The organism is Acinetobacter sp. ABJ_C1_1 (assembly GCF_044684115.1).
In the GTDB taxonomy this organism is placed as follows: Bacteria; Pseudomonadota; Gammaproteobacteria; order Pseudomonadales; family Moraxellaceae; genus Acinetobacter; species Acinetobacter nosocomialis_A.
In genome coordinates, this window is sequence record NZ_JBITPU010000003.1 from 108,626 (window position 1) to 133,362 (window position 24,737).

Consider the following 24,737-nt stretch of genomic DNA (forward strand, 5'->3'; position numbering starts at 1 on the left):
ATACCCCGATAATTTATTTCTATTCTATATTTTGCAAATACAATGCCAATTATTTTTATTTAAATAATAAGTTTAAAAATCATATAGTTAATTTAAAACTTAAAATTGAAATCAGAATATAAACTTTTCTTGATGTTTCTGTGAAACTCAAGTATGTTTCAATGAAACGATTGTGAAACATATGAAATGGCAAAGCTAAATTTTGAGTCAGAACAAGATTTTTATATTTTATTTGAGCAACTTAAGGCTTTATTCCCAAATGCGAGTCTGTTTTTAGCAGACACAACGACTCACGCAATTCACTATAAATTTAACACAGATGATATTTCTGTCGAGAGCATGGCAGCGCTTACTCAAGATCATCAAAATCAATATCTCGAAATTAATACTCCTAAAGTTAGAAAGCGATTTATCTATCAAGAACATGATATTTATATTGCCGAGCATCGGATTATTGGGAAGCTACATATTTTACAGCCGATAAGCAATGAAAATGACATTACAGAACCGTTAGAAATAACAGAGCAATTGAAATACTTAGCCAAAGTTTTTAATAGCTGCTCACCAGAAATGGCTCGTATGTTTTCGATTATTCAAAGAGTAGCTATAACTGAGTTTCCAGTGCTTGTCCGCGGTGAATCTGGCAGTGGTAAAGAATTGGTAGCAAAAGCCATTCACGATTATAGCCAGCGCAAAAACAAAATTTTTGTAGCGATTAACTGTGCTGCTCTCAATGCCAATATTTTAGAAAGTGAGCTGTTTGGACATGTTAAAGGTGCTTTCACAGGAGCAATTCGTGACCATAAAGGCGTGTTTGAACGTGCCGCTGGTGGAACGCTGTTTCTAGATGAAATTGCCGAGATTCCTTTAGAGCTTCAAGCTAAATTATTACGGGTGTTAGAAACAGGTGAATTTACTCCCGTAGGTGGTGAAAAACCGATTCAAGCCAATGTCCGAATTATTACCGCAACACATAAAGCTTTACGCGAAGAAGCTAAAGCCGGACGGTTCCGTCATGATTTACTCTACCGTTTACGCGTAATTCCAATTTTTATACCACCACTCAGAGAACGAAAAGTCGATATTCCACTCATTGTCGATCAGATTTTAAAAGAAAGCTCAACTCAACTCGACACCATGCCTCGTCACGTCAATCAAAAAGCCATGCAAGTTCTTTTAAATTATGACTGGCCGGGAAATGTTCGCGAGCTTAAAAACACCCTACTTTATGCGTTAACGATGGCAAATGGTAAGGATGAGATTGAAGTTGAAGACTTACCAAATGAGCTTTTAAATGCTGACGATTACGTTAAATTGCCTGAGACAAATACCGAGCTTAGTCCAAAAAATGTGCAAGCTGCTTTAGAAAAATATGACCATAACCTGAATATGGTTGCTAATATTTTTGGTATTAGCCGCACAACGCTTTGGCGTTATAGACAAAAACATAAGCTTTAGCTAGGTATTTGTTAGATCTAAGGCGTATCATATTGCAGTTGGTTAGATCCATTAAATTCAAAGGCTTTCTATGATTGTTCGCGATAAAAGCAACGTTTTTAAACTCTTATTTGCATGGAAAGGAACTGTTCTACCCAAGGTCTTGCCAGCATTAAGTTTTGTTGTATTTATTTCAGCATGTGTAGTTTGGCTTTCTTATTATCATTGGATTCAAATCCCTACCGTACCCGCGATTGGATTTACTATTTTTGGTGTGATTCTTTCGATTTGTACAGGCTTTCGAAATAACGCATGTTATGACCGTTGGTGGGAAGGCCGCAAGCTCTGGGGTGCTTTAATTGCCAATGCCAGACATATTGTTAGAGATAGCCATGTTTTATCTAATGAACAACGTGAACATTTAATTCATCAGGTCTTAATTTTTAGTAATTTATTGCGTGATCGTTTACGTCAACAAACAGTCGAACCCACAAAATTTCTTGAGCATGCCTATTTAAATAACTCTTCACTTAATTATTTAAATGAGCATATTAATGCACCTCAATTTGTACTCGAAAATATTCAAAAAGATTTAGTCAAAGCTCTAAAAGACGGCGAAATTAGTGACATTATCTATGGCACTCTGACACGCCATATTGTTGAGCTCGGCAATATCCAAGCAGGTTGTGACCGAATTGCTGGGACACCTTTACCCTACTCATATTCAGTACTTTTGCACCGTGCTGTTTATTGTTTCTGCTTCATCTTACCTTTTAGCCTTGAAGCTGCTTTAGGCATTTGGACACCGCTTATTGTCGGCTTAATCGCTTATATGTTTTTAGGACTAGATGCCTTAAGTGCTCAAATTGAAGAACCTTTTGGCTTGCAAGAAAATGATTTACCGCTCGATTCTATTGTGCGTTTAATTGAACGAGAGTCTCTAAGCTCTTTAGGGCAGCCATTACCGCCTATTATTGAAGCCCAAAACAACAATTTACTTTAATAAAAAAGAGCGATGATTCGCTCTTTTTTATAGGCTTAAGTGTCTATTTATGGATGTACAATAATCTTAACGGCTGACTCATTGTTATGAATTAAGGTTTCAAAACCTTGTGAAATCAAATCATCAAGTTGAATGCGCTGCGTAATAAAAGGTTCAAGATTTATTTTACCTTCTTCAACCAGTTTAATAGTCTCCTGATGGTCATTTACATAGGCAATTGTGCCGCGTACATCAAGCTCTTTCATTACCACACTGTGCACATTAATTGATGCTGGATGGCTCCAAATCGAAACAATAACTATAACGCCTGTTGGTTTCACTGCCGAGACCAAAGTATCTAACACCTTGTTAACGCTACTACATTCAAACGCAACATCGACACCATCGCCATTGGTAATTTTCATGACCTCAGAAACAACATCAACTTCTGACGGATCTAAAATATAATCTGCAACACCCGACTCTTTGGCTTTTTCTTTACGTTTGGCACTTAGTTCGGTAATGATGACCTTAAGCCCTTTCGCTTTTAAAATTGCCGAAAGCAATAAACCAATTGGCCCCGCACCGCCAACCAGTGCAATATCACCGGCCTTTGCACCACTACGTACGAAAGCATGATGACCCACCGATAACGGTTCAATTAAGGCCGCTTGATCTAATGGAATTTTATTGGAAATTGGATGCACCCAACGGCGTTTAACCGCAATTTTCTCCGATAAGCCACCGCCACGACCGCCTAAACCAATAAAGTTCATATTTTTGGAAAGATGATAATTATCGCCCGGTCCAGTCGGCACATCATCAGCCACAATATAAGGCTCTACGACTACATGCTGACCAATTTCAATATCATCGACACCTTCACCTACGGCATAAACCACACCTGAAAACTCATGTCCCATAGTAATCGGCGCAGATTCGCCTGAAATAGGATGCGGATGTCCACACGGTGGAATAAAAATTGGTCCTTCCATAAATTCGTGCAAATCTGTACCACAGATTCCACACCAGGCTACCTTAATGCCTACAGTGCCGGGAGTGACTTCTGGTTCAGGAATATCTTCAATACGGATATCACCTCTGTCATAAAAACGCGCTGCTTTCATTATTATCTCCCTCAAATCAGGATGTTGTTTTAGCGATAGACTATTCCACCGTCCGTTAAAATAGATTGACCTGTTATATAGTCCGAATCTTCACTTGCCAGAAAAGCAACTAATGCGGCTACATCGTCTGGTGTTTGGGCTCTACCTAAAGCAATGCCTTCCACATACTTTTTATAAGTTTCACCAATTGCAGCACCGGTAATTTCAGCAAAACGTTTATCGATTTCAACCCACATGTCCGTTCCGACAATTCCGGGGCAATATCCATTTACCGTAATACCGTGACTGGCATATTCTTTTGCCGCAGCTTGGGTAAGTGCTCGTACCGCAAATTTGGTTGCCGAGTAAATACCGAGTAAAGCAAACCCATCGTGGCCTGCAATTGAGCAAGCATTAATGATTTTACCTTTATGTTCGCGTTGTTTAAATTTTGCAGCAGCAGCCTGTATTCCCCACAGTACTCCACCAATATTAATATCAACAATTTTTTGAAATTCATCAGGTGTGATATCCGCAATCGCTTGAACTTGTGCAATTCCAGCGTTATTAATCATGACATCAAACCCACCAAGGGCCTGCTCAGCATGATTTATAGCAGCATACACCTGCTCGCGGTCACTTACATCAGCAATAAAAGTGCTCGCATTTACACCTAAAGCCTGAATTTCCTGCTGCACATCGTTGAGTCGATCTTGTTTCATATCAACTAATGCAATATGTGCCCCTTCTTGCGCCAAGCGCAGGGCAATCCCACGGCCAATGCCTTGGGCTGCCCCAGTCACTAAAGCGACTTTATTTTTTAATCCCTTAACCATGTTCAACTCCTGTAAATGTAGAATTTCTACATATGAATCGCTCGTTGCATTGAAGCCAAAATAGATTCATGCATGGCTTCTGATAATGTTGGATGCGGGAAAATCACTTGAGCTAAACTTTCATCAGTTGCTTCTAGATATTTCGCAATGGCAAATCCTTGGATATGTTCGGTCACTTCATGACCCACCATATGTGCACCAAGCAGCTCGCCCGTTTCTGCATGTACCACCGTTTTAACGAAACCTGACGCATCTCCAATTGCTAAAGCTTTACCATTTGCAGTTAAAGAAAACTTACCAATACGTATAGGTAGATTCTTAGCTTTTGCTGCATTTTCCGTTAAACCAATACTTGCCACTTGTGGATGTGTAAAAATACAACCGGGTATCTGGCTACGGTCGAGTGAATGGACGTTTGCCACACCAGCGATTTTCTCGACACATATCATGGCTTCATGGCTTGCTTTATGAGCGAGACAAGGCGCTCCAGCAACATCACCAATGGCATAAAGCCCTGCTACGTTGGTTTTACAATAGTCATCAATTGCCACAAAACCTTGTGGATTGAGTTCTACACCTAAACGTTCTAGTCCTAGCCCTGTGGTATTCGGCTGTACACCAATTGCCGAAAGCACGCGATCAAAAACAAGCGTTTGAACATCATTTGCCGTTTCAACCACACAGTGGACTTGCTCATTTTCAATCTGAATACTTTGAACGACAGCATCGGTTAAGACTTTCATACCTTTTTGTTCAAATTGTTTTCTAACAAATTGAGCAACTTCTGCATCTTCGGTCGGTAAAATTTGTTTAGCCAAATCAATAAGGGTCACCTGACATCCCAAATCTTGATAAAGACTGGCAAACTCACTACCAATTGCACCTGAACCTACAACCAGTAAACTTTTTGGTAACTGCTCTGGAACAAGCGCTTCTTTATAGCTCCAGACATATGTTCCATCGACAGGAAGTTGAGGAACATGTCGGGCTTTAGCTCCAGTTGCCAAAATGATATGTGGTGCACTCAAAGCCTGACTATTACCTTGAGCATCGGTCACTTCAATTTTTTCTTTCGCTGTAAGTTGAGCGCGACCACTAAAAACAGTGACCTGATTCTTTTTCAACAAGTAATCGATGCCTTGTACTAATTGAGCTGACACTTGTCGGCTATGTTGCACAAGCTTTTGAATATCAAAATCGAGTTGGGATACCTGAAAACCAAACTGTCCGGCATGTTTAAACTGGGTTGCGAGCTCAGCCCCTGCAAGCAAAGCTTTGGTTGGAATACAGCCCCAATTTAGACAAATTCCACCTAAATGTCGCTCTTCTACAATTGCGGTTTTTAACCCGAGCTGGGCTGCACGAATTGCAGCCACATACCCACCCGGTCCCGCGCCAATCACAATTAAATCAAATTGAGCTTCTGACATGCGGGTTCTCCTACACCAAAATTAAAGCAGGGTTTTCAACAAACTGCTTAAAGCTGGCCAAGAATTTCGCCCCAACTGCGCCATCAATAACTCGGTGATCGCATGACAACGTCGCTGTGACAATCTCACGAACCACTACATTGCCATTTTCGACAACAGCGCGAGATTCCGAAGCACCTAATGCCATAATTGCACCTTGCGGTGGGTTAATAATGGCATCGAACTGTTTAATGCCTAACATTCCTAAATTTGAAATGCTAAAGCTGCCTCCCTGAAACTCGTCAGGTTGTAACTTGCCAGTCTTGGCACGCGTTGCCAAATCACGCATGTCATCGGAAATTTGTGCTAAAGACTTCTGATTTGCTGCTTTTACAATGGGTGTAATTAAACCGTTTGGAATCGCTACGGCCACCGAAATATCCGCTTGAGAGAACTGTAAAATTGATTGAGTCGCCTCATCAAATTGAACATTCACTTCAGGTACTTTAATCAGTGCCGCCGCCGCTGCCTTAATTAGCATGTCATTAATAGAAAGTTTCACTTGTGGAACAGTCTCATTAATCTGCTTACGTAGTTTTTGCAAAGCTTCTACGTTGAGATCGACCACTAAGCGGAAATGCGGTGCGTTACGTTTTGCAGCCTGTAACCGTGAAGCAATCGCTTTACGCATCCCATTCATCGCCACCGTCGTAACGGTTGATTGTGGTTGAGTTGCACATTGCAAAGGTTGTTCACTTACCGACACTGGGTTATTACGATAGTAAACTGCCTCAACATCTTCTTTACAGACACGGCCACGAGTACCTGAAACACGACAGTCATTTAGGTTAATGCCCCACTGCTTTGCTAAACGACGTGCTACAGGCGTCGCTAAAACTTGGCTATCATCGGCCGTAGATTTAACCACTTTAGCTTGAGTTTGCTGCTTAACATCAGGCCATTGACCACCAGCAGCCTGTACAGTCTTCTGGATGTCTTGAACACTAATACGTCCTTCACGACCAGAACCTGTGACTTTTGCCAAGTTTACATTGTGCTTTTCTGCAAGCTTTAATGCATGTGGTGTTGCAAACAACTCATTAGATGTTTGATAACCTTGTAATGACTCGGGTACAGCGTAGTCATCTTTCGCTACCTTTGCAGGAGCTGAAGCACTAGCTGCTACAGTCTGTGGTTGTTCTGCTTTTTCAGCAACAGGTGCAGATGTTTCCGCTTTACTTTGCTCCGAAGGTGCTTCAGGTGCTTGAGCTGCTGAACCACCTAGTGATGCGATAAACTTTTCAATTTCTGCATCAGAAACTTCACTATCAGCACATACGGCAATAAGACCACCAACAGGTAAAGTATCACCATCTTTCGCTAAAATTTTACGGAGCGTTCCAGCAAAAGGCGCTTCTAACACATTGACGATTTTTGTGGTTTCAATTTCACAAATTTCATCGCCCTTATTAAAGCTATCACCCTCTTTAATCAACCATTGGGCGATCGTGCCTTCTTCCATGGATAATCCCCATTTCGGGATCTCCAGCGTTTTAATTTCGCTCATCCTAAGCCTCCAATGTTTTTCGCACAGCTTGCTCAATACGCTCTACACTTGGAATCCATTCTTTTTCTAAAACTGGAGAGAATGGAACAGGCGTATGTGGTGGTGTTACGAGTTCAACAGGTGCTTTCAAATAGTGGAAACCTTTTTGCGCGATCAGTGCAGCCACATCATGACCAAAGCCACAGCGTGCTGCTGATTCATCCACAATAACCACACGCCCAGTCGATGCAACAGACTCTAAAATTCCTTCTTCATCAAGAGGTGAAATTGTTCGAGGGTCGACCACTTCAACTGAAATACCATCTTTTGCAAGTTTGTCTGCTACTTCATTAGCGCGATGTACCATCAAACCTAAAGCAATAATGGTCACGTCTGTTCCTTCACGGGTGTAATTTGCTACACCAAAAGGAATGGTATATGCATCATCTGGAACTTCGCCTTTAATGTCATAAAGCATTTTATGTTCACAGAACACTACAGGGTCATCATCTCTAATAGCCTGAATTAATAGCCCTTTCACATCATATGGGCTAGATGGAACCACAACTTTTAAGCCCGGAACCGCAGCAAATACGTTATACGGTGACTGAGAATGCTGAGCTGCCGCAGAGAAACCTGCGCCAATCATGCCACGTACAACCATTGGCGCTTTTGCTTTTCCGCCAAACATATAACGGAATTTAGCGGCTTGGTTATAGAGCATGTCATGACACACGCCATAGAAATCCATAAACATTAAATCGGCAACAGGACGTAAACCTGTTGCTGCAGCACCAGCAGCCATACCGATAATTGCAGACTCGGTAATTGGGGTATCAATAACACGTTCCGAACCAAATTCTGTCCATAAACCTTTGGTTACGCCCAGTACACCACCGAAACCTTCTAACTGGTTTTCTTCAGTGTTTTTACCGCCGTGCCCACCGCGGACATCTTCACCAACAACAAATACGGTTGGATCACGGCGCATTTCTGATTCAATGGCTTCTTTAATTGCATTACGAAAACTTTTATTTGGCATCTTTACTATTCCTTTAGTAAGAGACATAGACGTCAGTAAGGAGTTGTTCTGGTTTCGGATATGCCGCAGCACGGGCTTTAGCAACGGCATCATCAACATTTGCCTTTGAAGCTGCATCAATCTCGTCTAGTTTGGCTTCATCAATTTTGCCTTTGACTTTTTCTCGGAAAATTTTCAAAGGATCTTTATTTTCTTTGATGAACTCGACTTCTTCTTTAGAACGAATCAAGCCAGGATCACCTTCGAAGTGGCCATAAAAACGGTTTGTAATGGTTTCAATGACACTTGGACCTTCACCACGGCGCGCGCGTTCAATGGCAGTTTGAGCGGCTTCATAAACGGCAAAGAAGTCTGTACCATCAACTTTAACTGCAGGTAAACCAAAACCTGCTGCACGACCAGCAATGTCTTTGCTTCCTACTGCGTAATCATGACCAGTCCCCTCACCAAAACCGTTATTTTCGAAAACGAAAATGACTGGAAGTTTAAGAACAACTGCCATGTTCATTGCTTCAAAAGTAAGACCTTGGTTTGAACCGCCGTCACCTGTAAAAGATAGTCCGACGCCACCAGTCTTTAAGGTTTTCGCTGTCAACGCCGCACCAATTGCTAAAGGAGGTCCCCCACCCACAATCCCGTTGGCACCGAGCATACCTTTATCTAAATCGGCAATATGCATAGAACCGCCTTTTCCACGGCACAGCCCGTCATCTTTACCGAAAATTTCCAGCATCATGGCGTGAATGTCACAGCCTTTTGCAATACAGTGTCCATGTCCACGGTGTGTTGAAGTGATATAGTCTTTGTCGGTTAAATTTTCGCAAATCCCGACTGCTACAGCTTCTTCACCACTGTATAAGTGAATAAAGCCAGGAATATCACCATTGGTATTTTCTTCATGAAGTCGATCCTCAAATTCACGAATATCACGCATGCGTTTATATGCTGCGAGTAATTGCTCTTCCGTTAATTGCATATCCTTTTCCTTTATTATCTTGATTATTAAAAATCAACCAAGTTTCAGCGAGAGTTATATATTTCGCTATAAATAATAAAGCTCAATTTAATTTAATATGCTATTAGACTAAAAATTTTTAAATGGTTTTTATGGCTATTATTTTTTATTTTTCACAAACTTACATCGAAAAAATAAAATTAAAAAAATTTTAATACATTTCATTAACTTGAAAAACAAACCTTTAACCAACCTTTATTAATTTATAATATTTGCTGTGCACTATACGCATTAATAAATTCTTTATTTTTTGTTTATATAAATAAGGTTTTTATTATAACCAGTCTAGTTGCAAATTAATTTAATATAAAATGGAATTTTATATATGGACTTAAAAAGGCAAATAGAAACAGGTGTAAAGTTAAGAGGAATAGATAAAGTTTCTCGTATTCCTATTAAAATTTTACCTACCGAAGAATTACCTAAAAAACCTGAATGGATTCGAGCAAAAATAACTGATTTCGAAGAAATTCAACGTATCAAAAATTTATTACGCCAACAAAAGCTACATAGTGTTTGCGAAGAGGCCGCATGTCCAAATCTACCTGAATGTTTTGGTGGTGGTACGGCAACATTTATGATTATGGGAGATATTTGTACAAGACGTTGCCCTTTCTGCGATGTAGCACATGGTCGTCCAAAACCGCTAGATGAAGATGAACCTAAGCATTTGGCAGAAACAGTCGCAAATCTAAACTTAAAGTATGTCGTGATTACCTCAGTAGACCGCGACGATCTACATGATGGCGGCGCTGCACATTTTGTAAAGTGTATTGAAGAAATTAGAAAACGTTGTCCAGAAACATTGATTGAGATTTTAGTACCAGATTTTCGCGGTCGTTTAGAGACAGCTCTTTCAACTCTAAGCTTATCGCCTCCAGATGTGTTTAATCATAATATTGAGACGGTACCACGTTTATATAAAGCGATGCGTCCCGGTTCGGACTATCAGCATTCATTAAATTTATTAAAACGTTTTAAAAAATACTGTCCAGATATCAAAACTAAATGCGGCCTAATGGTAGGGCTAGGAGAAATTGAAGCTGAGGTTATTGCTCTACTCAACGATTTAAAAGATCATGATGTAGATTTAGTGACTATTGGACAATATTTACAGCCCTCTAAATCACATGCCCCTATTCACCGGTTTGTGAAGTTACAAGAATTTGAAAGATACACTCAGCATGGCCAGCGTTTAGGCTTTAAAAATATCTGGAGTGCGCCAATGGTCCGTTCTAGCTATTTTGCCGATCGGCAATATTTCGGTGAACCTGCACCAAAGCCATTTTCAAGAGAGGATGTTTTGTCATAGGGCGAGGCGAAATAACAAAATTTACCCAATAGGATAATAGTCAAACCGTTTAAAATTATTTAAGGTAAATGAAATAACGAGGAAATAGTCACAATAAGAAAGCTAAACCTGTTGAGCGGCCACGGATACGCCATTTCAACGATAAAGGAACTTCGATATGGATATGTCAAAACAATTATTATTGCCTTCTACAGACAACCTTCCGTCTTTCTTTAGACCGGAAACAATCTCTGAAACGCCTTGTTTAGGAAAAAAGCCGTCACTCGATCTAGATGCGGCTCCTATATTTGATCTAGATCAGGAATGGCAACATTCCTTATTTGGTCGTTCAATCCAAGAGTGTCATAGAAATTTGATGCACATTGCTGAAGATGCAGATATGGCAATTGGGGTAACTGACCCTCACGGTACTTTACTCTGGACATGGAGTAGTACGCCTATGCGTTCATCTGCTGAACAGGTCCATTTTGTTGAAGGTGGGCAATGGTCAACTCAAGCAGTTGGACAAAATGCAATTGGTCTTGCCCTAAATACACATGCTGCAAGCTGTGTTTATTCGCATGAAAATCAGATGAACAGCGTTAGAGACTGGGTATGTTATGCAGCACCTATAACCGATGCAAGTACAGGCCAGTTTTACGGCATTATGAACCTATCAACGAAGTACCAAAAGCATAACTCTCTTGGAATTTTAGCTGTTGAACGTTGTGCCGATATTGTAAAACAAGCCATTCAACTTCATCAAAAAAACATTTTATATATTAAGGCTCTAGGCACACCTAAAGTTCAATATAACCAACATGGACTAACACTTACACAGCGCCAAATCGAAATTTTATGTATTCTTGCGCTGTGCCCAGAAGGTATAAACCTAGAAGAACTGCACTACGCCTTATATGGCGACCGCCCAGTGAGTACCACTACACTAAAAGCTGAACTCTCTCAACTTCGAAACCTGATTCCCGATGTGATCGAGTCACGACCATATAGACTTAACTGTGAAATTCAATGTGACTTTCTTATGGCTGAGCAAGCACTAAACTTAGGTTTTACTGCAACCACTTTAACACTTTATAGAGGTAGTTTTTTAGCCAAGTCAGAAAGTCCATTTTTATGTGCTTGGAGAGACTGTTTTGATGCTCGATTGAGCCATGTAATTTATCAAATTGACGATATAGACCAACTGTTACGTGTAGTCAGTCGTGTACCTGACCGTGTGGATGCCGTTGAACGCCTACTTGAATTATTACCCGAAGAAACACCTTATCGGGCAAAACTTTTAAAATTACTTGAATAAAATATAAGGGAGAATATCTAACAATATTCTCCCTTTTTTAAATGAGATCAAGCAGAAGCTTTAAGCTGTACTCTATAGCAATCATCTAAAGCCAGCTCGTAATAACGTAATCCTTCTTCGGCAGCATGAAATGCTTTTTGCTGCCAATCTGGTCGGTCATTCGACAAACGTTTAATCAACTCCATGGCTTCATAAGGATGTAAATCATCATAATGCGCATGGGCACGTAACCAAGCTAAAGAACGCTTATCAATCGTGACGTCAGGATGCTCTGTATAAGCATGTATGCCTTTATAGACCTGAATAGACCAGTCACCTGTCGCCCATTCAATTGCTAAATTGGTCGCAGCCAGACATTCAGCTAAATTACCACGATGACTCATATTCCATAAAAAGTGATTCACCGCATTCATTGCAGCTGGGGGCCGCACGCTATCAAGCTGGTCTACAGTTAACCCAAAACCTTTCGCCCAATCACGATACCACTGTAAATGGCGTTCTTCGACTTTAATATTTTGAATTAACCAATCTCGTGTTTCTGTTACACCCGGTTCAGCAAAAGCAGTCGCCTTAGCTAACGCACCAGCCATATATGACGGGAAATGTGCTACCAGTGGATAGAAATTGAGTAAAGCATAACGGAAACTCTCTAGGCTCAATCCCCCATTGGCCATTTCAGTAAAAAACGGATGTTTACTCACCCGCTCCTTAACTGGTAAAAGATCATCCCAAAACCGCTGAGACCATTCATTATGCGCTGTAATTTCTAAACTCATTCCATATTGATTTAAAGCAGTCATTGCTAATTTTCCTATTTATATGACAGCAATCATCTGTACTTCACGGCTATAAGTCTATCCGAAAATGATAAAGATACAATCTTTAATCGACCATTAGTAATTTTTTCTCAAAGGTTTTGAATCTTTAGATAATTGTGACGCTAATCATTGAAATGTCGTGATTTTTATCACAATAAGGGCCTATAAAAATCATTACTTTTTTAAAAAATCTGTATTATTATTTTGAATAAACCACACAATATATAACCAATATTTTTAGATGGAACTTTAATAAAACAAGTCGCATTTTATGCCAACTTCCAATATAGAGAGCATTAATTATGAAGTTGCAAGGTTCCAATATATTGGGACAGGAACAAATAGATTTATTAACCACACGCGGATTAAATTTCGTATGGTTTCCAAAGCAACTTGAAACGATCTATCGTTTTCAATATCAAAATGGTGCGGCCTATGAGTTTCGCTATAGAGCACCTATTATTTTAATATTATATTTATTTTTAAGCTTTGGTATATACCAAGTCTTACCAACCGACCAAGTTTTATCCTGGTTAAGCTATTATTCTTGGGTAGGTATAATTGTTTTAATTGCATGGATTTTATCGTTTATTAAAAAATTAAATCAGTGGTTTGATTATTATGTTGGAATTGGCTCTGCTTCCGCTGTCGCTATCACCTTTATTTTAATTAACGTTTTAGAAAATGGCCAAGATAATGTACTTTTTCATGCAGCAATGATGTATGCGATTGTGATTATCTATGGTGCGGTAGGTATGCGCTTTTATACTGCGATCATTGCAGGATGGGTCGGCGGTTTGGTTGGTATTTTAGTCAGTACTTATGTGAAAGGTGACATAGATTGGACCTTTTTGAACCGCACATATACGTTTAGTAGTTTCTTAGGAATGACACTTGCTTATGCTACAGACCGTCAGCACCGAGAAAACTATTTACAAAACTGTATGATTGAGCTCAACCGTATTGAACTCATGCAACAAGCGCAGCAGTTGTCTTTGCTTTCACAGCAAGATGCTTTAACTGGGCTTGCTAACCGACGTTATCTTGATGAAACACTAGACAATGAATGGCGTCGTGCACTGCGCCATGAAACACCACTTACTATTATGATGGTGGATATCGACTTCTTTAAACCCTATAACGATACCTTAGGACATCTTAAAGGCGATCAGTGCTTAAAAGATATTGCTACAGCAATTTCTTCAATTGCTGCTCGTAGTGGAGATTTAGTTGCCCGTTATGGTGGTGAAGAATTTTTACTTCTCTTCCCTATGACCAATGCTCAGCAAGCTCAAATTCAAGTCGAAAGATTAATGAACGCAATTAAAAAAATTGCCATTGTTCATCCATGTAGTAGCGTTTCACCATACGTAACCATTAGTGTGGGTGTGGCAACCACAATTCCACGTTTAAATGATTCAATTTCTGCCTTTGTTAGCCGTGCAGATCATGCACTCTATCAAGCAAAAACAAATGGCCGTAATCAGTATCAAATTGCTATAAATCAAGAACAAATTGTAGATTTAACTTAATTATTCATAGGTCTTCTAATTAAAAAATTGTGCTCAATAACAATAAAAAAGCCACATACTTTGAGTTATGTGGCTTTTTTACGTCAACCAAGTCTCTATGGTTCAATTGGTGCAAATGGAGGAACAACATCTGCATTTTGAGCTCGATTTCGCAAGAAATGGTCCATTAAAACTATTGCTAACATTGCTTCAGCAATTGGAGTTGCTCGAACGCCCACGCACGGATCATGACGGCCTTTAGTTAACACATCAGTATCTTCACGATTTAAATTAATCGTTTTACCTGGAGTTGTAATACTTGCAGTCGGTTTTAGTGCAATCGCCACACGAATAGTCTGGCCACTTGAGATACCGCCCAAAATACCACCCGCATGATTCGCCAAGAAACCCTGACTCGTCAATTCATCACGTGTTTCATGACCAAACTGACCTGCTACAGCAAAACCATCACCGATTTCAACGCCTTTAACCGCATTAATACTCATCATGGCATGTGCAATATCAGCATCTAAACGGTCAAAAACAGGCTCACCCCAACCAACAGGAACTTTCTCAGCTAAGATTTCTAGCTTAGCACCACAGCTTGTACCTTGTTCACGTAAAGACGTCACCAATGCTTCAAAACGAGGAACAGCATCTACATCGCCACAGAAAAACGGATTATTTGGAACTTCATTCCAATCTAGTTTTTCGGCAATTTCGTTACCAATTTGAGTGACATGACCACGAATCAAAACACCAAATTTTTCTGCTAAATATTTCTTCGCAATAGCACCAGCTGCAACACGCATAGCAGTTTCACGAGCACTTGAACGGCCACCACCACGATAATCACGGAAACCATACTTTTGTGTATAAGTATAATCCGCGTGACCCGGTCTAAAGGTTTGCGCAATATTCCCATAATCTTTCGATTTTTGGTCAGTATTACGAATGAGTAAACCAATTGGTGTACCTGTGGTTTTACCTTCAAATACCCCTGAAATGATTTCAACTTGATCAGGTTCTTTACGCTGGGTAGCAAATTTCGATGTACCAGGCTTACGGCGGTCCAAATCTATTTGCAGATCTTCTTCAGTTAATGCAAGGCCTGGTGGCACTCCATCAACAATAGCCATTAAACCAACACCATGCGATTCACCGCATGTGGTTACACGAAAGAGTTGTCCAATAGTGTTCCCTGCCATACGTACAACTCCTTAAGCTTGTTCTGCAAATAATTTTCTATAACGACGACATTGTTCAGCAGTCAAAGCAAAAATACCTGAACCACCTTTTTGGAAAGTAAGCCAGTTAAACTCAACAGTATTGAAGTTCTGACGCATAGCCCATTCAGAGTTACCGACTTCAATTACAATTAAACCATCTTCTGTTAAATAATCTGCCGCTTGAGCTAACATTTTACGAACTAAGTCTAAACCATCTTGTCCTGCTGCCAATGCAAGTTCAGGCTCATGCAAAAACTCTTCTGGTAAATCAGCCATATCTTCGGCATCAACGTACGGCGGGTTACTTACGATTAAATCGTACTGGTTTTCAGCTGGAATCTTGGCGAACAAGTCAGATTCAAGTAATGCAACTTGATATTGCTTATTGTGATGTTCAACATTAATCGATGCTACTTCTAAAGCTTCTTTAGAAATATCTGTTGCATCTACTTCTGCGTCTGGATAAGCATAAGCTAAAGCCACTGCAATACAGCCAGAACCTGTACACATATCTAAAATACGTTGTGGTATCTTAGGCTTGGTATTTTCTGGTAGGTTGTTGAGTGCTTCACGCATTTGACCATTTTCATCTAAACAATACGGCGCAAAACGTTGCTCAATTAATTCTGCAATTGGTGAACGTGGAATAAGTACACGCTCATCTACATAAAATGGCTTATTGAAGAAGTAAGCTAAATTTAATAAATAAGATGTCGGAATACGATCATTAATACGACGCTCCAACAAACTTAAAAATTCTGCTTTTTCACTTGGTAAAAGCTTAGCATCTAAAATTTCTGCGTCTGCTGACCATTCAAGAGATAAGGTTTGTAAAACTAATGCAGAGCTTTCTGCAAAATAATCTTCAGTACCTTGTCCTAAATGTGCATCATGTTGACGTAATGCTGATACCCCAAAACGAATAAAATCTCGAATTGTTGATAAATTTTCAGCAGCTTCCTGTAAATGTTCAGGGCTAATCGTCGGTCGCTCCACTTAGGCGTCTCCAAAGGCAAATTTTGCAAAGTGACTATTCTACTGAGTGAGACAAAGCAACGCAACGCTTTGCCTTGTGAACCAGTGTTTTACATATCAATCTATGACAATCACACGTTAAAATCAGAATACTTTGTTTTAATTAAGAAATAATGAACTTTATAAGTAACGCTAAAGATAGTCTTTGAAACAAAAAAGCGGCCTTTAAATACTGACCGCTTATTAACTCTAGTTGTCTTAAAGCTTAAGCTTTTCTGCAACATAGTCAGAATCTTTATCTCCACGACCCGACAGATTCACCACAATCATGGTTTCTTTCGGTAGCTTTGGTGCTTCGCGAATTGCCCAAGCCACAGCGTGTGAGCTTTCAAGCGCAGGAACAATCCCCTCAACACGCGATAATGTCATAAAAGCATTTAAACATTCTTGATCAGTTGCAGTGCTATATTCCACACGTCCTAAATCTTTTAAGAAACTATGCTGTGGACCAACACCTGGATAGTCCAATCCTGAAGCAATAGAATGCACAGGTAAAGGTTCACCAGCTTCATTTTCAAGTACATAACACGCCATGCCATGAATTTGGCTTGGTTTACCTAATGTTAGGGTTGCTGAGTGCATATTGGTATCTAACCCATGTCCAGCGGGTTCAACTCCAACAAGTTTTACATCTGGATCATTTAAAAATGCCGTAAAGGCACCAATCGCATTTGAACCACCACCAATACATGCCACCACATAATCTGGATTTTTTCCAAAGCGCTGGTGTGTTTGATCTTTAATTTCATTGCCAATAATTGATTGGAAATCTCGAACCATTTTCGGAAATGGATGTGGCCCAACCACAGAACCAATCGCATAAATAAAGTTTTTAGGGTCTTTTAAATATTCTTCAAACGCACTATCTACAGCATCCTTTAAGGTTGCTGTACCGCGAGTGACCGATACCAAATGTGCACCTAAAATTTTCATTTTGACCACATTTGGATGTTCTTTTTCAATATCAACTTGACCCATGTGAATTTCACACGGAATACCCACTAAAGCACACGCTGTTGCCAAAGCAACGCCATGTTGACCCGCACCCGTCTCGGCAATGACTTTCTTTTTGCCCATATACTTAGCAAGTAGAGCCTCACCTAAACAGTGATTGATTTTATGGGCACCGGTATGATTTAAGTCTTCACGCTTTAAATAAATTTGTGCGCCGCCTAACTGTTCTGAAAGGCGTTTTGCATGAAATAAAGGACTTGGACGACCGACATAATTTGCAAAGAGGTCTGATAATTCATTTTGAAATTCTGGTGTGTGGCGAATTTCTTCGTAAGCAGCATTAATTTCATCCATTGCTTCTTTTAAATGTGGAGGAATAAATTGACCTCCATACTCACCAAAAAATCCTTGTTCATTTGGCAAAGCAATACCATTAATTTGATGTTGCATATCATCCCTCTTTTTAAATTATTAAAGTTATCAAGTTTATCGAGAAAGGTAGCGCGTTAAGTCTTCAATGCCTTTTAGCGTCATTGGGTACATATGGTTTTCAAAAATCTCTTTAATCCAACCAGTCGTTTGAGTGTAATGCCAATACCCTTCTGTTTCAGGGTTTAACCATGCTGTTTTATCAAAATGCTGACGTAGGCGGCGTAACCAAACTTCACCTGCTTCATCATTCATATATTCAACTGAACCACCTACCGATTTCAGCTCATACGGTGCCATACTGGCATCACCTACGACAATTACACGATAGTCACGTCCATAGGTATGGAACAAGTCCCATGTGTTCATGCGAGTAGCTGTTCTTCGATAGTTATCTTTCCACACATAGTCATAAAGACAATTATGGAAATAAAAGTATTCAAGCGTTTTAAATTCTGTTTTAGCTGCACTAAATAACTTTTCACATTGGGCAATGTGCGCATCCATCGAACCGCCAACATCAAACAACATCAGTACTTTGATTCGATTGCGACGCTCTGGCACCATCTGAACATCCAAGATACCTTGCTTGGCTGTTTCCCGAATCGTTCCGTCAACATCTAACTCTTCAGCTGCACCTTGGCGAGCAAATTTGCGTAAACGTCGTAAAGCAATTTGCATTTGGCGAGTACCAAGAACTTGGTCGTCATCTAGGTTTTGGTATTTACGCTGTTCCCAGACTTTAACCGCCGAACGTTTACGACCCGGCCCACCAATTCTGACGCCTTCTGGATGGTCACCAAAAGCGCCAAAGGGTGAAGTTCCACCTGTGCCAACCATACGGTTACCACCTTGGTGTTTTTTATGCTGTTCACGTAAACGCTCTTCTAGCATTTTCATTAGTTCTTCTAAAGAACCTGCTTTTTGAAGTTCAGCTCTTTGCTCTGGTGTTAAATGCTTTTCGAGAAGTTCTAAATCGAACCAGTCTTTTGGAAGTTTATGGACTTGCTTGAGCAACTCATCAATATCAAAGGTTTCTATGCCATCAAAGTAATCTTTCATGGCACGATCAAACTTATCAAAAAAGCGTTCATCTTTAACTAAAATGGTTTTAGCAAGTTGATAGAACTCTTCCTGATCGGCAAAAACTAAACCTTCACTCACCGCACGATTTAAATCAATGAGTTCACGAGTTGTAACTGGAACACCATATTTTCGTAAGGTGTAAAATAACCGCACAAACATGGGTTATTCCCTCCTTTAACGTCGCGACATGAAAGCCAAACGTTCAAGCAATTGCACATCTTGCTCGTTTTTAATAAGTGCGCCATACAAAGGTGGAATAGCTTTTGATGTATCTCGATTACGTAGTACATCTTCAGGCATATCATCTGCCATAAGCAGACTCAACCAATCGATCAGTTCAGATGTAGATGGGGGTTTCTTTAAATTAGGAATTTCACGGAGTTTGAAGAAAACTTGAAGCGCTTCATTTACCAAAGTCGCAGAGATATTTGGGAAATGTACCGAGATAATTTCACGCATAGTTGCTTCGTCTGGAAACTCGATGTAGTGGAAGAAGCAACGACGCAGGAACGCATCTGGTAATTCTTTTTCATTATTTGAAGTAATAATTACGATTGGACGTTGAGTAGCCGTAATCGTTTCGCCTGTTTCATAAACATAAAAAGACATCTTATCAAGTTCATGTAACAAGTCATTTGGAAACTCGATGTCCGCCTTATCAATTTCATCAATTAAAAGCACACAACGCTCTTCACTGGTGAAAGCTTCCCACAGTTTACCGGGCTTAATATAGTTCTTAATATCGTAAACACGATCGTCACCCAATTGGCTATCACGCAAGCGAGACACAGCATCGTATTCATATAAGCCTTGCTGTGCCTTAGTTGTTGACTTGATGTGCCAAGTGATGAGTTTTAAACCAAGACTTTCTGCCACTTGCTCAGCAAGTAAAGTTTTACCTGTACCCGGCTCACCTTTAACCAATAAAGGCTTTTGCAAGGCACGAGCTGCTTTTACAGCAAGTTTAAGACTATCAGTCGCGATATATTGATCTGTACCGGTAAAATGTTGGGTATCAGCAGACATGTAGAGACCTTATTTTTCTATTTCAATGGTTAGATGGAACGCATGCTTTTGTTTGTTGTATATTTTGACCAACAATAGCCAATAACCAAACCTAGACCGATTACAAATAGAATTAAGGATAAATTTGACCAGATTAAAGGACTGTCTTTAGTTAAAACACCAAACAGTAGTCCAAAAATAGCTGGTGCTACAGATGCATTCGGCCCTTCCGAAACGGTTGGCGTCACCAAAATAGCAAAAACAACTAACCAGCTTATTGCACCAAAAGTAGCAGGTAAGCGGCGCATTAAACGCCACCAACACCACAAGGCAATAATAGCGCCAACGCCATAAGCTGTTAAAGCAATGATCTCTTCAGGAATTGCATCGAGAGAAGAAAGTAATTGATTTAAAACTCCAGCTTGATCTTCACGCACCACGTAAGCCCTCTGGTTCAACTGCATTTGGGTTAATTAACCCTTCTGGCGGCATCTGAATAAAGAAACCTTTTGTTTGTAATGAGTCTAGAACATGTAAAACATTTACACGCGCTAATTTACGTGTTGGAGCCAATTCTAAATGCATGACAAACGTTGCACGACCAAATGCTTGTAAAACAGCTTCTGGAACTTTTTCAAACGGATCGGTTTGCTCCGTATCATCAGGATAGTTTGGACGAGCAATATAAATGTACATTTCATCTTTTTTGCTCGATCTATAAATATCACAGTGCATTTCAAATCAACTCTTGAACTAAGGACAGCATACATGAAAAAAAACAACAGACACACGCAGGTTTGTTTACGCATCAGTCGTTTTTTCTTTTCTTGCGAAATATTAACCCACAACAATCATTAAGGTCGATAAATAACTTTTAATTTTCTAAAGTTTTAAATTTTTCAACCTTTATTAAGCCGTTAATTTTACATAAAAAATCTTTTTATTTACTTTTATAAAATGAAAAAATTACATTTTAAAAACAATAAAACTCAGCCCAAAACAGATTGGACTCAGCTTAATATATTGAAAATAATAAATTTAATTCAAATAAAATTTTAAATAAACTCTAAATAACATTCAACTTATGCATACAGGATAAGACATTATTTAACCGATTTTAAATTCGGATGTGTTTCAATAATAGAATAGAAGATCTTAAAACAAAATATGGAGGTCTATGCTATGTCTCGTGGCGATAAATCATCTTATACAGCAAAGCAAAAGCGTCAGGCTAAACATATTGTTGAGAGTGAAGTAGATAGAGGTCATTCTCAAGAAGAAGCTGAACGTATTGCATGGTCTACCGTCAATAAACAAGATGGCGGTGGCAAGAAAAAATCACATTAAAATTACCACTGGATACTTCTTTGGTTAACTTGATGACTAAAGAAGTATCCTACTAATAAGCTAAACAAAGATTTTAAAAGACTCTTGAGCTCTGCATATAGTCATTACTCACCTGATTTAACGCATTCAAAATTATGCTGTCATCTTGAGTAAGTAAGGCTTTATTTAAATGACTCATGTAATTCATTAACGTTTCTTTAGAAGCTTGCGCAAACTCGGTAGCCACTGCTTCATCTTCATATAAGATGACATAACTACGAGCAAACCCATAAATGAGATAAGTTGCTGCTTTTTCATTTAAATCTGAAGATTGCTTGAGATACTGCTCACACGCATTTTTTAAGTTTTTAAATGCATCTGTACCAGTAGATTGATTTTTGAAAGATGAAAGTATTGCTTGGAAGTTCATATCCATATTCCACTCAAAAAGTAAAGCTACAGAAGAAGCACAAACCTGTCAAACAATATATTGATTTTTATAAATTTAGATTGTAAAAAATTATAAGAAACGCCCTAAATTATGGGCGTTTGATTGAACAAAAGTTTAGAAACTAACTTCAATATTGACCGTTGTACCAGACTGTTCAATATTGGTTGAAACATTGAAACCGCGCGTCTTTAGCTCTTCCTCTACCTGTGTAATATGTTCAGGATGCAAAGCATCTATTGGAAATTGAAACACTGCTCGACGTTTACCTTCTTTCGAGATTTCCTCAGTTCCAGATAAGATTTTTTCCAACAGTATTGCTTGATCTATTTTGACATCTTTAGCATTTTTTCTTGCCTGTTCAGCATTAAAATTATTAGTCATGTTTATCTCTCTAGTTATTAGTAACTTTCATTTATAGCATAAAAAATTAATCTCAATATTAACTTATTATTGATTTTAAAAACTTTTTACGGCTGTACAAATAAAATTAGAGGCCTCCTCTCCCCGAGAAGGCCTCTATATTTCTGCACCGAAACAAACTTATAGTTATATATTGTTTATTTTGAAATTGTTTTTCTTGCTGCCAAGAATATACAGACCTGTATATATACGCAATTGAATTTTTCTCACGAATAAAGTTAATTTAATTCAGCATAATCATATGAAATTAAGATTAACTCATATTTATAGTATTTAAACTTTAAAAAAACCTAAGAATATAAAGTACAACTAAATAAAAGATTAAATTTATAAAGATGACCTTATAAAAGAGCTTTATTTTAAATTAAAATTAACCACCATTATTAGAACAAATATTAATCAAATAAGTTATTTTTAAATACGAAATGCTCATTTGAACTGAAAACACCTTGGTAAATTTAAAATAACAGAGTTGCTTTCTCTTCTGTAAATAGTTGAATAAGTGGTTTGGTGAGTAATTCGTAGCGCCAACCCAACAAGTAATCGGGCAAATCTTGTTCATCACCTTTAGAAAGTACATGCTGATGAATTGCATTTAACCATTTCTTACGCAGTAAAACTTCTTTCGGAATGGAGGTTTGCTCTATAGCATTTGCAATTAACGCGTCCATTTTATCTAGAGTTTCTTTTGACGTAATTTTAAAAGGTTTAGCAATTTTAGCTGGCCATTGCCCTTCTACTGGTAAATCCTTTAAAAGATCCAGAATAATCTTGCCATATTCACGAACAACATTTGGACGGATATCTCTTACTTGAGATAATTGAAAATTATTACGTGGATTTTTTTCGACCAAATCAATCATTGTCGAGTTTCTAAGGATAAAACTACGTGGCTGATTGGTTGCTTTAACTATATGTTCGCGCCATTCACTTAAATTCTGCAATTGCATTAATTGACGGCGTGAATGTCGATAGTTGCCTACATCTGTATAGAGTAATGACGTTGGTGTTTCACTAATAATTTCTTTGGTTAGACTACTACAGTCTTCAAGAACATATTCATAAAGCCCTTTTTGCTTAAGCTGATCCTTAATATGGTTAGCCAACTGCATAAGGTATAAAACATCATTTGCTGCATAGCATAACTGTTGAGGAGACAAAGGTCTTGCTAACCAGTCAGATCGAGTTTGGTCTTTTTCAATGTCAATCTCTAAACAAAGCTTTAAAGCACCTTGATAGCTTACTTGTAAACCATGTCCTAAAAAGGAAAGTCCAACTTGAGTATCAAAAACATTTAATAGGTTTTGTTCATCAGCATAGTGATAGATTAAATCGATATCTTCACCACACGCATGAAAAATATTTTGTTGAGCAACAAAGATTTTTTTCCAAAACTCACTTAAGTCTAGCGATACGCCATCCAGCAAATATACGTTTCCGTTGACATTGACTTGACAGACTCCAAGTTTAGGCCAAAGGGTATCAACCTTAATAAATTCTGTATCAAGTCCATATGTTGAACATTGATCCATTTGTTGAAGAACATCAACCAATTCGGTTTGCTGTTGGATAAACTGAAACATGCTTTCTCAAGTAAATGCAAAGAGTGCTTTAAACTCTGGTATATATAACATAGCAATAGAAAAATGCTACTGAATCCATGATGAATAATCTATTTTTGAACAATTTTCCAAAAAAGAGATAATTTTTTGATCATTATTTTAAATTTTCAATTTAAGATCCTTATAAAAATTTATTTTTTACAAACAGCTTTTTTTAATTTATATATTCATTAAGTCATTTTTAAAAATATGTTTTTGTCTTTTAAAAAGATTTTTTTAATAATAAAACTTATATTTTAAAAAATCTTTGAAATAAGCACCGAGGTACTTATTTCATACGCATACGGTTATGTACCGCCTGACTTAATGTATGACTATCAACATATTCAAGCTCACCACCTTGTGGTACACCTTGAGCAATACGTGTCATGTGAATAGGTAAATGCTTCGTCGCTTCAACCAAATAATGCGCTGTCGCCTGACCTTCTACAGTAGCGTTAGTTGCCAAAATGACTTCTTCGATAGTACCTTGGCTTAAACGCTGGATTAGGTAAGGAATACCTATTTCTTCTGGCCCAATTCCATCTAATGGAGAAAGATGCCCACCCAACACATGGTATTTACCACGGAAACTACCACTTTGCTCAATTGCCATCACATCTGCCGGAGATTCAACCACACAGAGCAGTTGATCATCTCTTTCTGTTGAAGCGCAAATATCACAAATTTCGTGCTCAGTTAAAGAGTGGCAAACACTACATTCGTGGATATAACTTGATGCTTCATGTAGAGCATGCGCTAAAGCAAATGCACCTTCACGATTTTTCATCAACAGATGTAAAGCCATACGTTGAGCCGACTTCGGTCCAACGCTAGGCAAAATACGTAAAGCTTGAACGAGCTGTTCAAATCTATCACTAAACACTGAA

General features: G+C 38.8%; 24 protein-coding genes. 6 read left to right on the forward strand and 18 right to left on the reverse strand.

Annotated features, from left to right (window positions below):
- Nucleotides 1-186 precede the first annotated feature (186 nt).
- Both ACG59Z_RS06245 and ACG59Z_RS06250 read left to right on the forward strand, forming a co-directional pair.
- Nucleotides 187-1,458 (forward strand): sigma-54 interaction domain-containing protein, encoded by a 1,272-nt coding sequence (locus ACG59Z_RS06245; protein ID WP_400198449.1) that lies wholly within the window; start codon nt 187-189, stop codon nt 1,456-1,458.
- 70 nt (nt 1,459-1,528) lie between these two features.
- Nucleotides 1,529-2,440, forward strand: coding sequence for a bestrophin family protein (locus ACG59Z_RS06250; protein ID WP_400198451.1), 912 nt, complete (start codon nt 1,529-1,531; stop codon nt 2,438-2,440).
- 47 nt (nt 2,441-2,487) lie between these two features.
- Here the strand turns inward: ACG59Z_RS06250 and ACG59Z_RS06255 are convergent, their stop codons facing one another.
- Genes ACG59Z_RS06255 through ACG59Z_RS06280 form a run of 6 tightly spaced genes read right to left on the reverse strand, consistent with a single transcriptional unit; the run spans nt 2,488 to nt 9,334 of the window.
- On the reverse strand, nt 2,488-3,546 hold the full coding sequence (locus tag ACG59Z_RS06255) for a 2,3-butanediol dehydrogenase (RefSeq protein ID WP_400198452.1): 1,059 nt from the start codon (nt 3,544-3,546) through the stop codon (nt 2,488-2,490).
- A 29-nt stretch (nt 3,547-3,575) separates the two neighbouring features.
- A complete protein-coding gene (locus ACG59Z_RS06260; protein ID WP_000238433.1) occupies nt 3,576-4,361 on the reverse strand; it encodes an acetoin reductase in 786 nt (261 codons plus the stop codon).
- Between the two features lie 26 nt (nt 4,362-4,387).
- Nucleotides 4,388-5,791, reverse strand: a complete 1,404-nt coding sequence (gene lpdA, locus ACG59Z_RS06265) for a dihydrolipoyl dehydrogenase (protein ID WP_001287536.1) — start codon at nt 5,789-5,791, stop codon at nt 4,388-4,390.
- A gap of 10 nt (nt 5,792-5,801) precedes the next feature.
- A complete protein-coding gene (locus ACG59Z_RS06270) occupies nt 5,802-7,337 on the reverse strand; it encodes a 2-oxo acid dehydrogenase subunit E2 (RefSeq protein WP_400198454.1) in 1,536 nt (511 codons plus the stop codon).
- Nucleotide 7,338: 1 nt separating this feature from the next.
- A complete protein-coding gene (locus ACG59Z_RS06275) occupies nt 7,339-8,358 on the reverse strand; it encodes an alpha-ketoacid dehydrogenase subunit beta (RefSeq protein WP_001133053.1) in 1,020 nt (339 codons plus the stop codon).
- A 13-nt stretch (nt 8,359-8,371) separates the two neighbouring features.
- Nucleotides 8,372-9,334, reverse strand: a complete 963-nt coding sequence (locus ACG59Z_RS06280) for a thiamine pyrophosphate-dependent dehydrogenase E1 component subunit alpha (protein WP_001177517.1) — start codon at nt 9,332-9,334, stop codon at nt 8,372-8,374.
- Between the two features lie 364 nt (nt 9,335-9,698).
- Here ACG59Z_RS06280 and lipA point away from each other — a divergent pair, with 364 nt between their 5' ends.
- Together lipA and ACG59Z_RS06290 are read left to right on the forward strand one after the other, a co-directional pair.
- Nucleotides 9,699-10,685 carry a lipoyl synthase gene (lipA, locus tag ACG59Z_RS06285; protein WP_400198459.1) on the forward strand — a complete coding sequence of 329 codons (987 nt, stop codon included), beginning with the start codon at nt 9,699-9,701 and terminating at the stop codon, nt 10,683-10,685.
- 157 nt (nt 10,686-10,842) lie between these two features.
- On the forward strand, nt 10,843-11,982 hold the full coding sequence (locus ACG59Z_RS06290; RefSeq protein ID WP_400198460.1) for a transcriptional regulator: 1,140 nt from the start codon (nt 10,843-10,845) through the stop codon (nt 11,980-11,982).
- 47 nt (nt 11,983-12,029) lie between these two features.
- Here ACG59Z_RS06290 and ACG59Z_RS06295 read toward each other — a convergent pair whose 3' ends face one another.
- On the reverse strand, nt 12,030-12,782 hold the full coding sequence (locus ACG59Z_RS06295; protein WP_400198462.1) for a TenA family transcriptional regulator: 753 nt from the start codon (nt 12,780-12,782) through the stop codon (nt 12,030-12,032).
- A 320-nt stretch (nt 12,783-13,102) separates the two neighbouring features.
- Between ACG59Z_RS06295 and ACG59Z_RS06300 the strand changes: the two genes are divergently transcribed.
- Entirely contained in the window at nt 13,103-14,332 is a 1,230-nt protein-coding gene (locus ACG59Z_RS06300; RefSeq protein ID WP_400198464.1) for a GGDEF domain-containing protein, read from the forward strand.
- Between the two features lie 95 nt (nt 14,333-14,427).
- On the opposite strand, the gene aroC is transcribed toward ACG59Z_RS06300, so the two are convergent.
- From aroC to ACG59Z_RS06335, 7 genes are all read right to left on the reverse strand, one after another.
- A complete protein-coding gene (gene aroC / locus ACG59Z_RS06305) occupies nt 14,428-15,519 on the reverse strand; it encodes a chorismate synthase (protein WP_400198466.1) in 1,092 nt (363 codons plus the stop codon).
- A 12-nt stretch (nt 15,520-15,531) separates the two neighbouring features.
- Nucleotides 15,532-16,536, reverse strand: a complete 1,005-nt coding sequence (gene prmB / locus ACG59Z_RS06310) for a 50S ribosomal protein L3 N(5)-glutamine methyltransferase (RefSeq protein ID WP_400198467.1) — start codon at nt 16,534-16,536, stop codon at nt 15,532-15,534.
- Nucleotides 16,537-16,773: 237 nt separating this feature from the next.
- Entirely contained in the window at nt 16,774-17,979 is a 1,206-nt protein-coding gene (trpB, locus tag ACG59Z_RS06315; RefSeq protein ID WP_400198468.1) for a tryptophan synthase subunit beta, read from the reverse strand.
- Between the two features lie 36 nt (nt 17,980-18,015).
- Complete coding sequence (locus ACG59Z_RS06320; RefSeq protein ID WP_400198470.1) at nt 18,016-19,203, reverse strand: VWA domain-containing protein; 1,188 nt, start codon at nt 19,201-19,203, stop codon at nt 18,016-18,018.
- 15 nt (nt 19,204-19,218) lie between these two features.
- Nucleotides 19,219-20,070 (reverse strand): MoxR family ATPase, encoded by an 852-nt coding sequence (locus tag ACG59Z_RS06325; RefSeq protein WP_001271636.1) that lies wholly within the window; start codon nt 20,068-20,070, stop codon nt 19,219-19,221.
- Between the two features lie 29 nt (nt 20,071-20,099).
- Nucleotides 20,100-20,486, reverse strand: coding sequence for a hypothetical protein (locus ACG59Z_RS06330; protein WP_249668227.1), 387 nt, complete (start codon nt 20,484-20,486; stop codon nt 20,100-20,102).
- Nucleotides 20,479-20,784, reverse strand: coding sequence for a YcgL domain-containing protein (locus ACG59Z_RS06335; protein ID WP_004701812.1), 306 nt, complete (start codon nt 20,782-20,784; stop codon nt 20,479-20,481). The genes ACG59Z_RS06330 and ACG59Z_RS06335 overlap by 8 nt, the downstream gene beginning before the upstream one ends.
- Nucleotides 20,785-21,231: 447 nt before the next feature.
- Between ACG59Z_RS06335 and ACG59Z_RS06340 the strand changes: the two genes are divergently transcribed.
- Complete coding sequence (locus tag ACG59Z_RS06340) at nt 21,232-21,396, forward strand: hypothetical protein (RefSeq protein ID WP_000086293.1); 165 nt, start codon at nt 21,232-21,234, stop codon at nt 21,394-21,396.
- Nucleotides 21,397-21,469: 73 nt separating this feature from the next.
- Here the strand turns inward: ACG59Z_RS06340 and ACG59Z_RS06345 are convergent, their stop codons facing one another.
- From ACG59Z_RS06345 to recR, 4 genes are all read right to left on the reverse strand, one after another.
- On the reverse strand, nt 21,470-21,805 hold the full coding sequence (locus ACG59Z_RS06345) for a hypothetical protein (protein ID WP_396522069.1): 336 nt from the start codon (nt 21,803-21,805) through the stop codon (nt 21,470-21,472).
- Between the two features lie 135 nt (nt 21,806-21,940).
- Nucleotides 21,941-22,207, reverse strand: coding sequence for a hypothetical protein (locus tag ACG59Z_RS06350; RefSeq protein WP_396479182.1), 267 nt, complete (start codon nt 22,205-22,207; stop codon nt 21,941-21,943).
- Between the two features lie 497 nt (nt 22,208-22,704).
- Complete coding sequence (locus ACG59Z_RS06355; RefSeq protein ID WP_304590878.1) at nt 22,705-23,829, reverse strand: HRDC domain-containing protein; 1,125 nt, start codon at nt 23,827-23,829, stop codon at nt 22,705-22,707.
- Between the two features lie 307 nt (nt 23,830-24,136).
- The gene (gene recR / locus ACG59Z_RS06360; protein ID WP_000490551.1) at nt 24,137-24,733 is read right to left on the reverse strand and encodes a recombination mediator RecR; all 597 of its coding nucleotides are present in this window, start codon (nt 24,731-24,733) and stop codon (nt 24,137-24,139) included.
- Nucleotides 24,734-24,737: the final 4 nt, after the last annotated feature.

Excerpts from the sequence above, each read along its gene's own strand:
- ACG59Z_RS06245 (WP_400198449.1), top strand. The coding sequence starts at position 187 with ATGGCAAAGCTAAATTTTGAGTCAGAACAAGATTTTTATATTTTATTT.
- ACG59Z_RS06250 (WP_400198451.1), top strand. The coding sequence starts at position 1,529 with ATGATTGTTCGCGATAAAAGCAACGTTTTTAAACTCTTATTTGCATGG.
- ACG59Z_RS06255 (WP_400198452.1), bottom strand. The coding sequence starts at position 3,546 with ATGAAAGCAGCGCGTTTTTATGACAGAGGTGATATCCGTATTGAAGAT.
- ACG59Z_RS06260 (WP_000238433.1), bottom strand. The coding sequence starts at position 4,361 with ATGGTTAAGGGATTAAAAAATAAAGTCGCTTTAGTGACTGGGGCAGCC.
- lpdA (WP_001287536.1), bottom strand. The coding sequence starts at position 5,791 with ATGTCAGAAGCTCAATTTGATTTAATTGTGATTGGCGCGGGACCGGGT.
- ACG59Z_RS06270 (WP_400198454.1), bottom strand. The coding sequence starts at position 7,337 with ATGAGCGAAATTAAAACGCTGGAGATCCCGAAATGGGGATTATCCATG.
- ACG59Z_RS06275 (WP_001133053.1), bottom strand. The coding sequence starts at position 8,358 with ATGCCAAATAAAAGTTTTCGTAATGCAATTAAAGAAGCCATTGAATCA.
- ACG59Z_RS06280 (WP_001177517.1), bottom strand. The coding sequence starts at position 9,334 with ATGCAATTAACGGAAGAGCAATTACTCGCAGCATATAAACGCATGCGT.
- lipA (WP_400198459.1), top strand. The coding sequence starts at position 9,699 with ATGGACTTAAAAAGGCAAATAGAAACAGGTGTAAAGTTAAGAGGAATA.
- ACG59Z_RS06290 (WP_400198460.1), top strand. The coding sequence starts at position 10,843 with ATGGATATGTCAAAACAATTATTATTGCCTTCTACAGACAACCTTCCG.
- ACG59Z_RS06295 (WP_400198462.1), bottom strand. The coding sequence starts at position 12,782 with ATGACTGCTTTAAATCAATATGGAATGAGTTTAGAAATTACAGCGCAT.
- ACG59Z_RS06300 (WP_400198464.1), top strand. The coding sequence starts at position 13,103 with ATGAAGTTGCAAGGTTCCAATATATTGGGACAGGAACAAATAGATTTA.
- aroC (WP_400198466.1), bottom strand. The coding sequence starts at position 15,519 with ATGGCAGGGAACACTATTGGACAACTCTTTCGTGTAACCACATGCGGT.
- trpB (WP_400198468.1), bottom strand. The coding sequence starts at position 17,979 with ATGCAACATCAAATTAATGGTATTGCTTTGCCAAATGAACAAGGATTT.
- ACG59Z_RS06320 (WP_400198470.1), bottom strand. The coding sequence starts at position 19,203 with ATGTTTGTGCGGTTATTTTACACCTTACGAAAATATGGTGTTCCAGTT.
- ACG59Z_RS06325 (WP_001271636.1), bottom strand. The coding sequence starts at position 20,070 with ATGTCTGCTGATACCCAACATTTTACCGGTACAGATCAATATATCGCG.
- ACG59Z_RS06335 (WP_004701812.1), bottom strand. The coding sequence starts at position 20,784 with ATGCACTGTGATATTTATAGATCGAGCAAAAAAGATGAAATGTACATT.
- ACG59Z_RS06340 (WP_000086293.1), top strand. The coding sequence starts at position 21,232 with ATGTCTCGTGGCGATAAATCATCTTATACAGCAAAGCAAAAGCGTCAG.
- ACG59Z_RS06345 (WP_396522069.1), bottom strand. The coding sequence starts at position 21,805 with ATGAACTTCCAAGCAATACTTTCATCTTTCAAAAATCAATCTACTGGT.
- ACG59Z_RS06350 (WP_396479182.1), bottom strand. The coding sequence starts at position 22,207 with ATGACTAATAATTTTAATGCTGAACAGGCAAGAAAAAATGCTAAAGAT.
- ACG59Z_RS06355 (WP_304590878.1), bottom strand. The coding sequence starts at position 23,829 with ATGTTTCAGTTTATCCAACAGCAAACCGAATTGGTTGATGTTCTTCAA.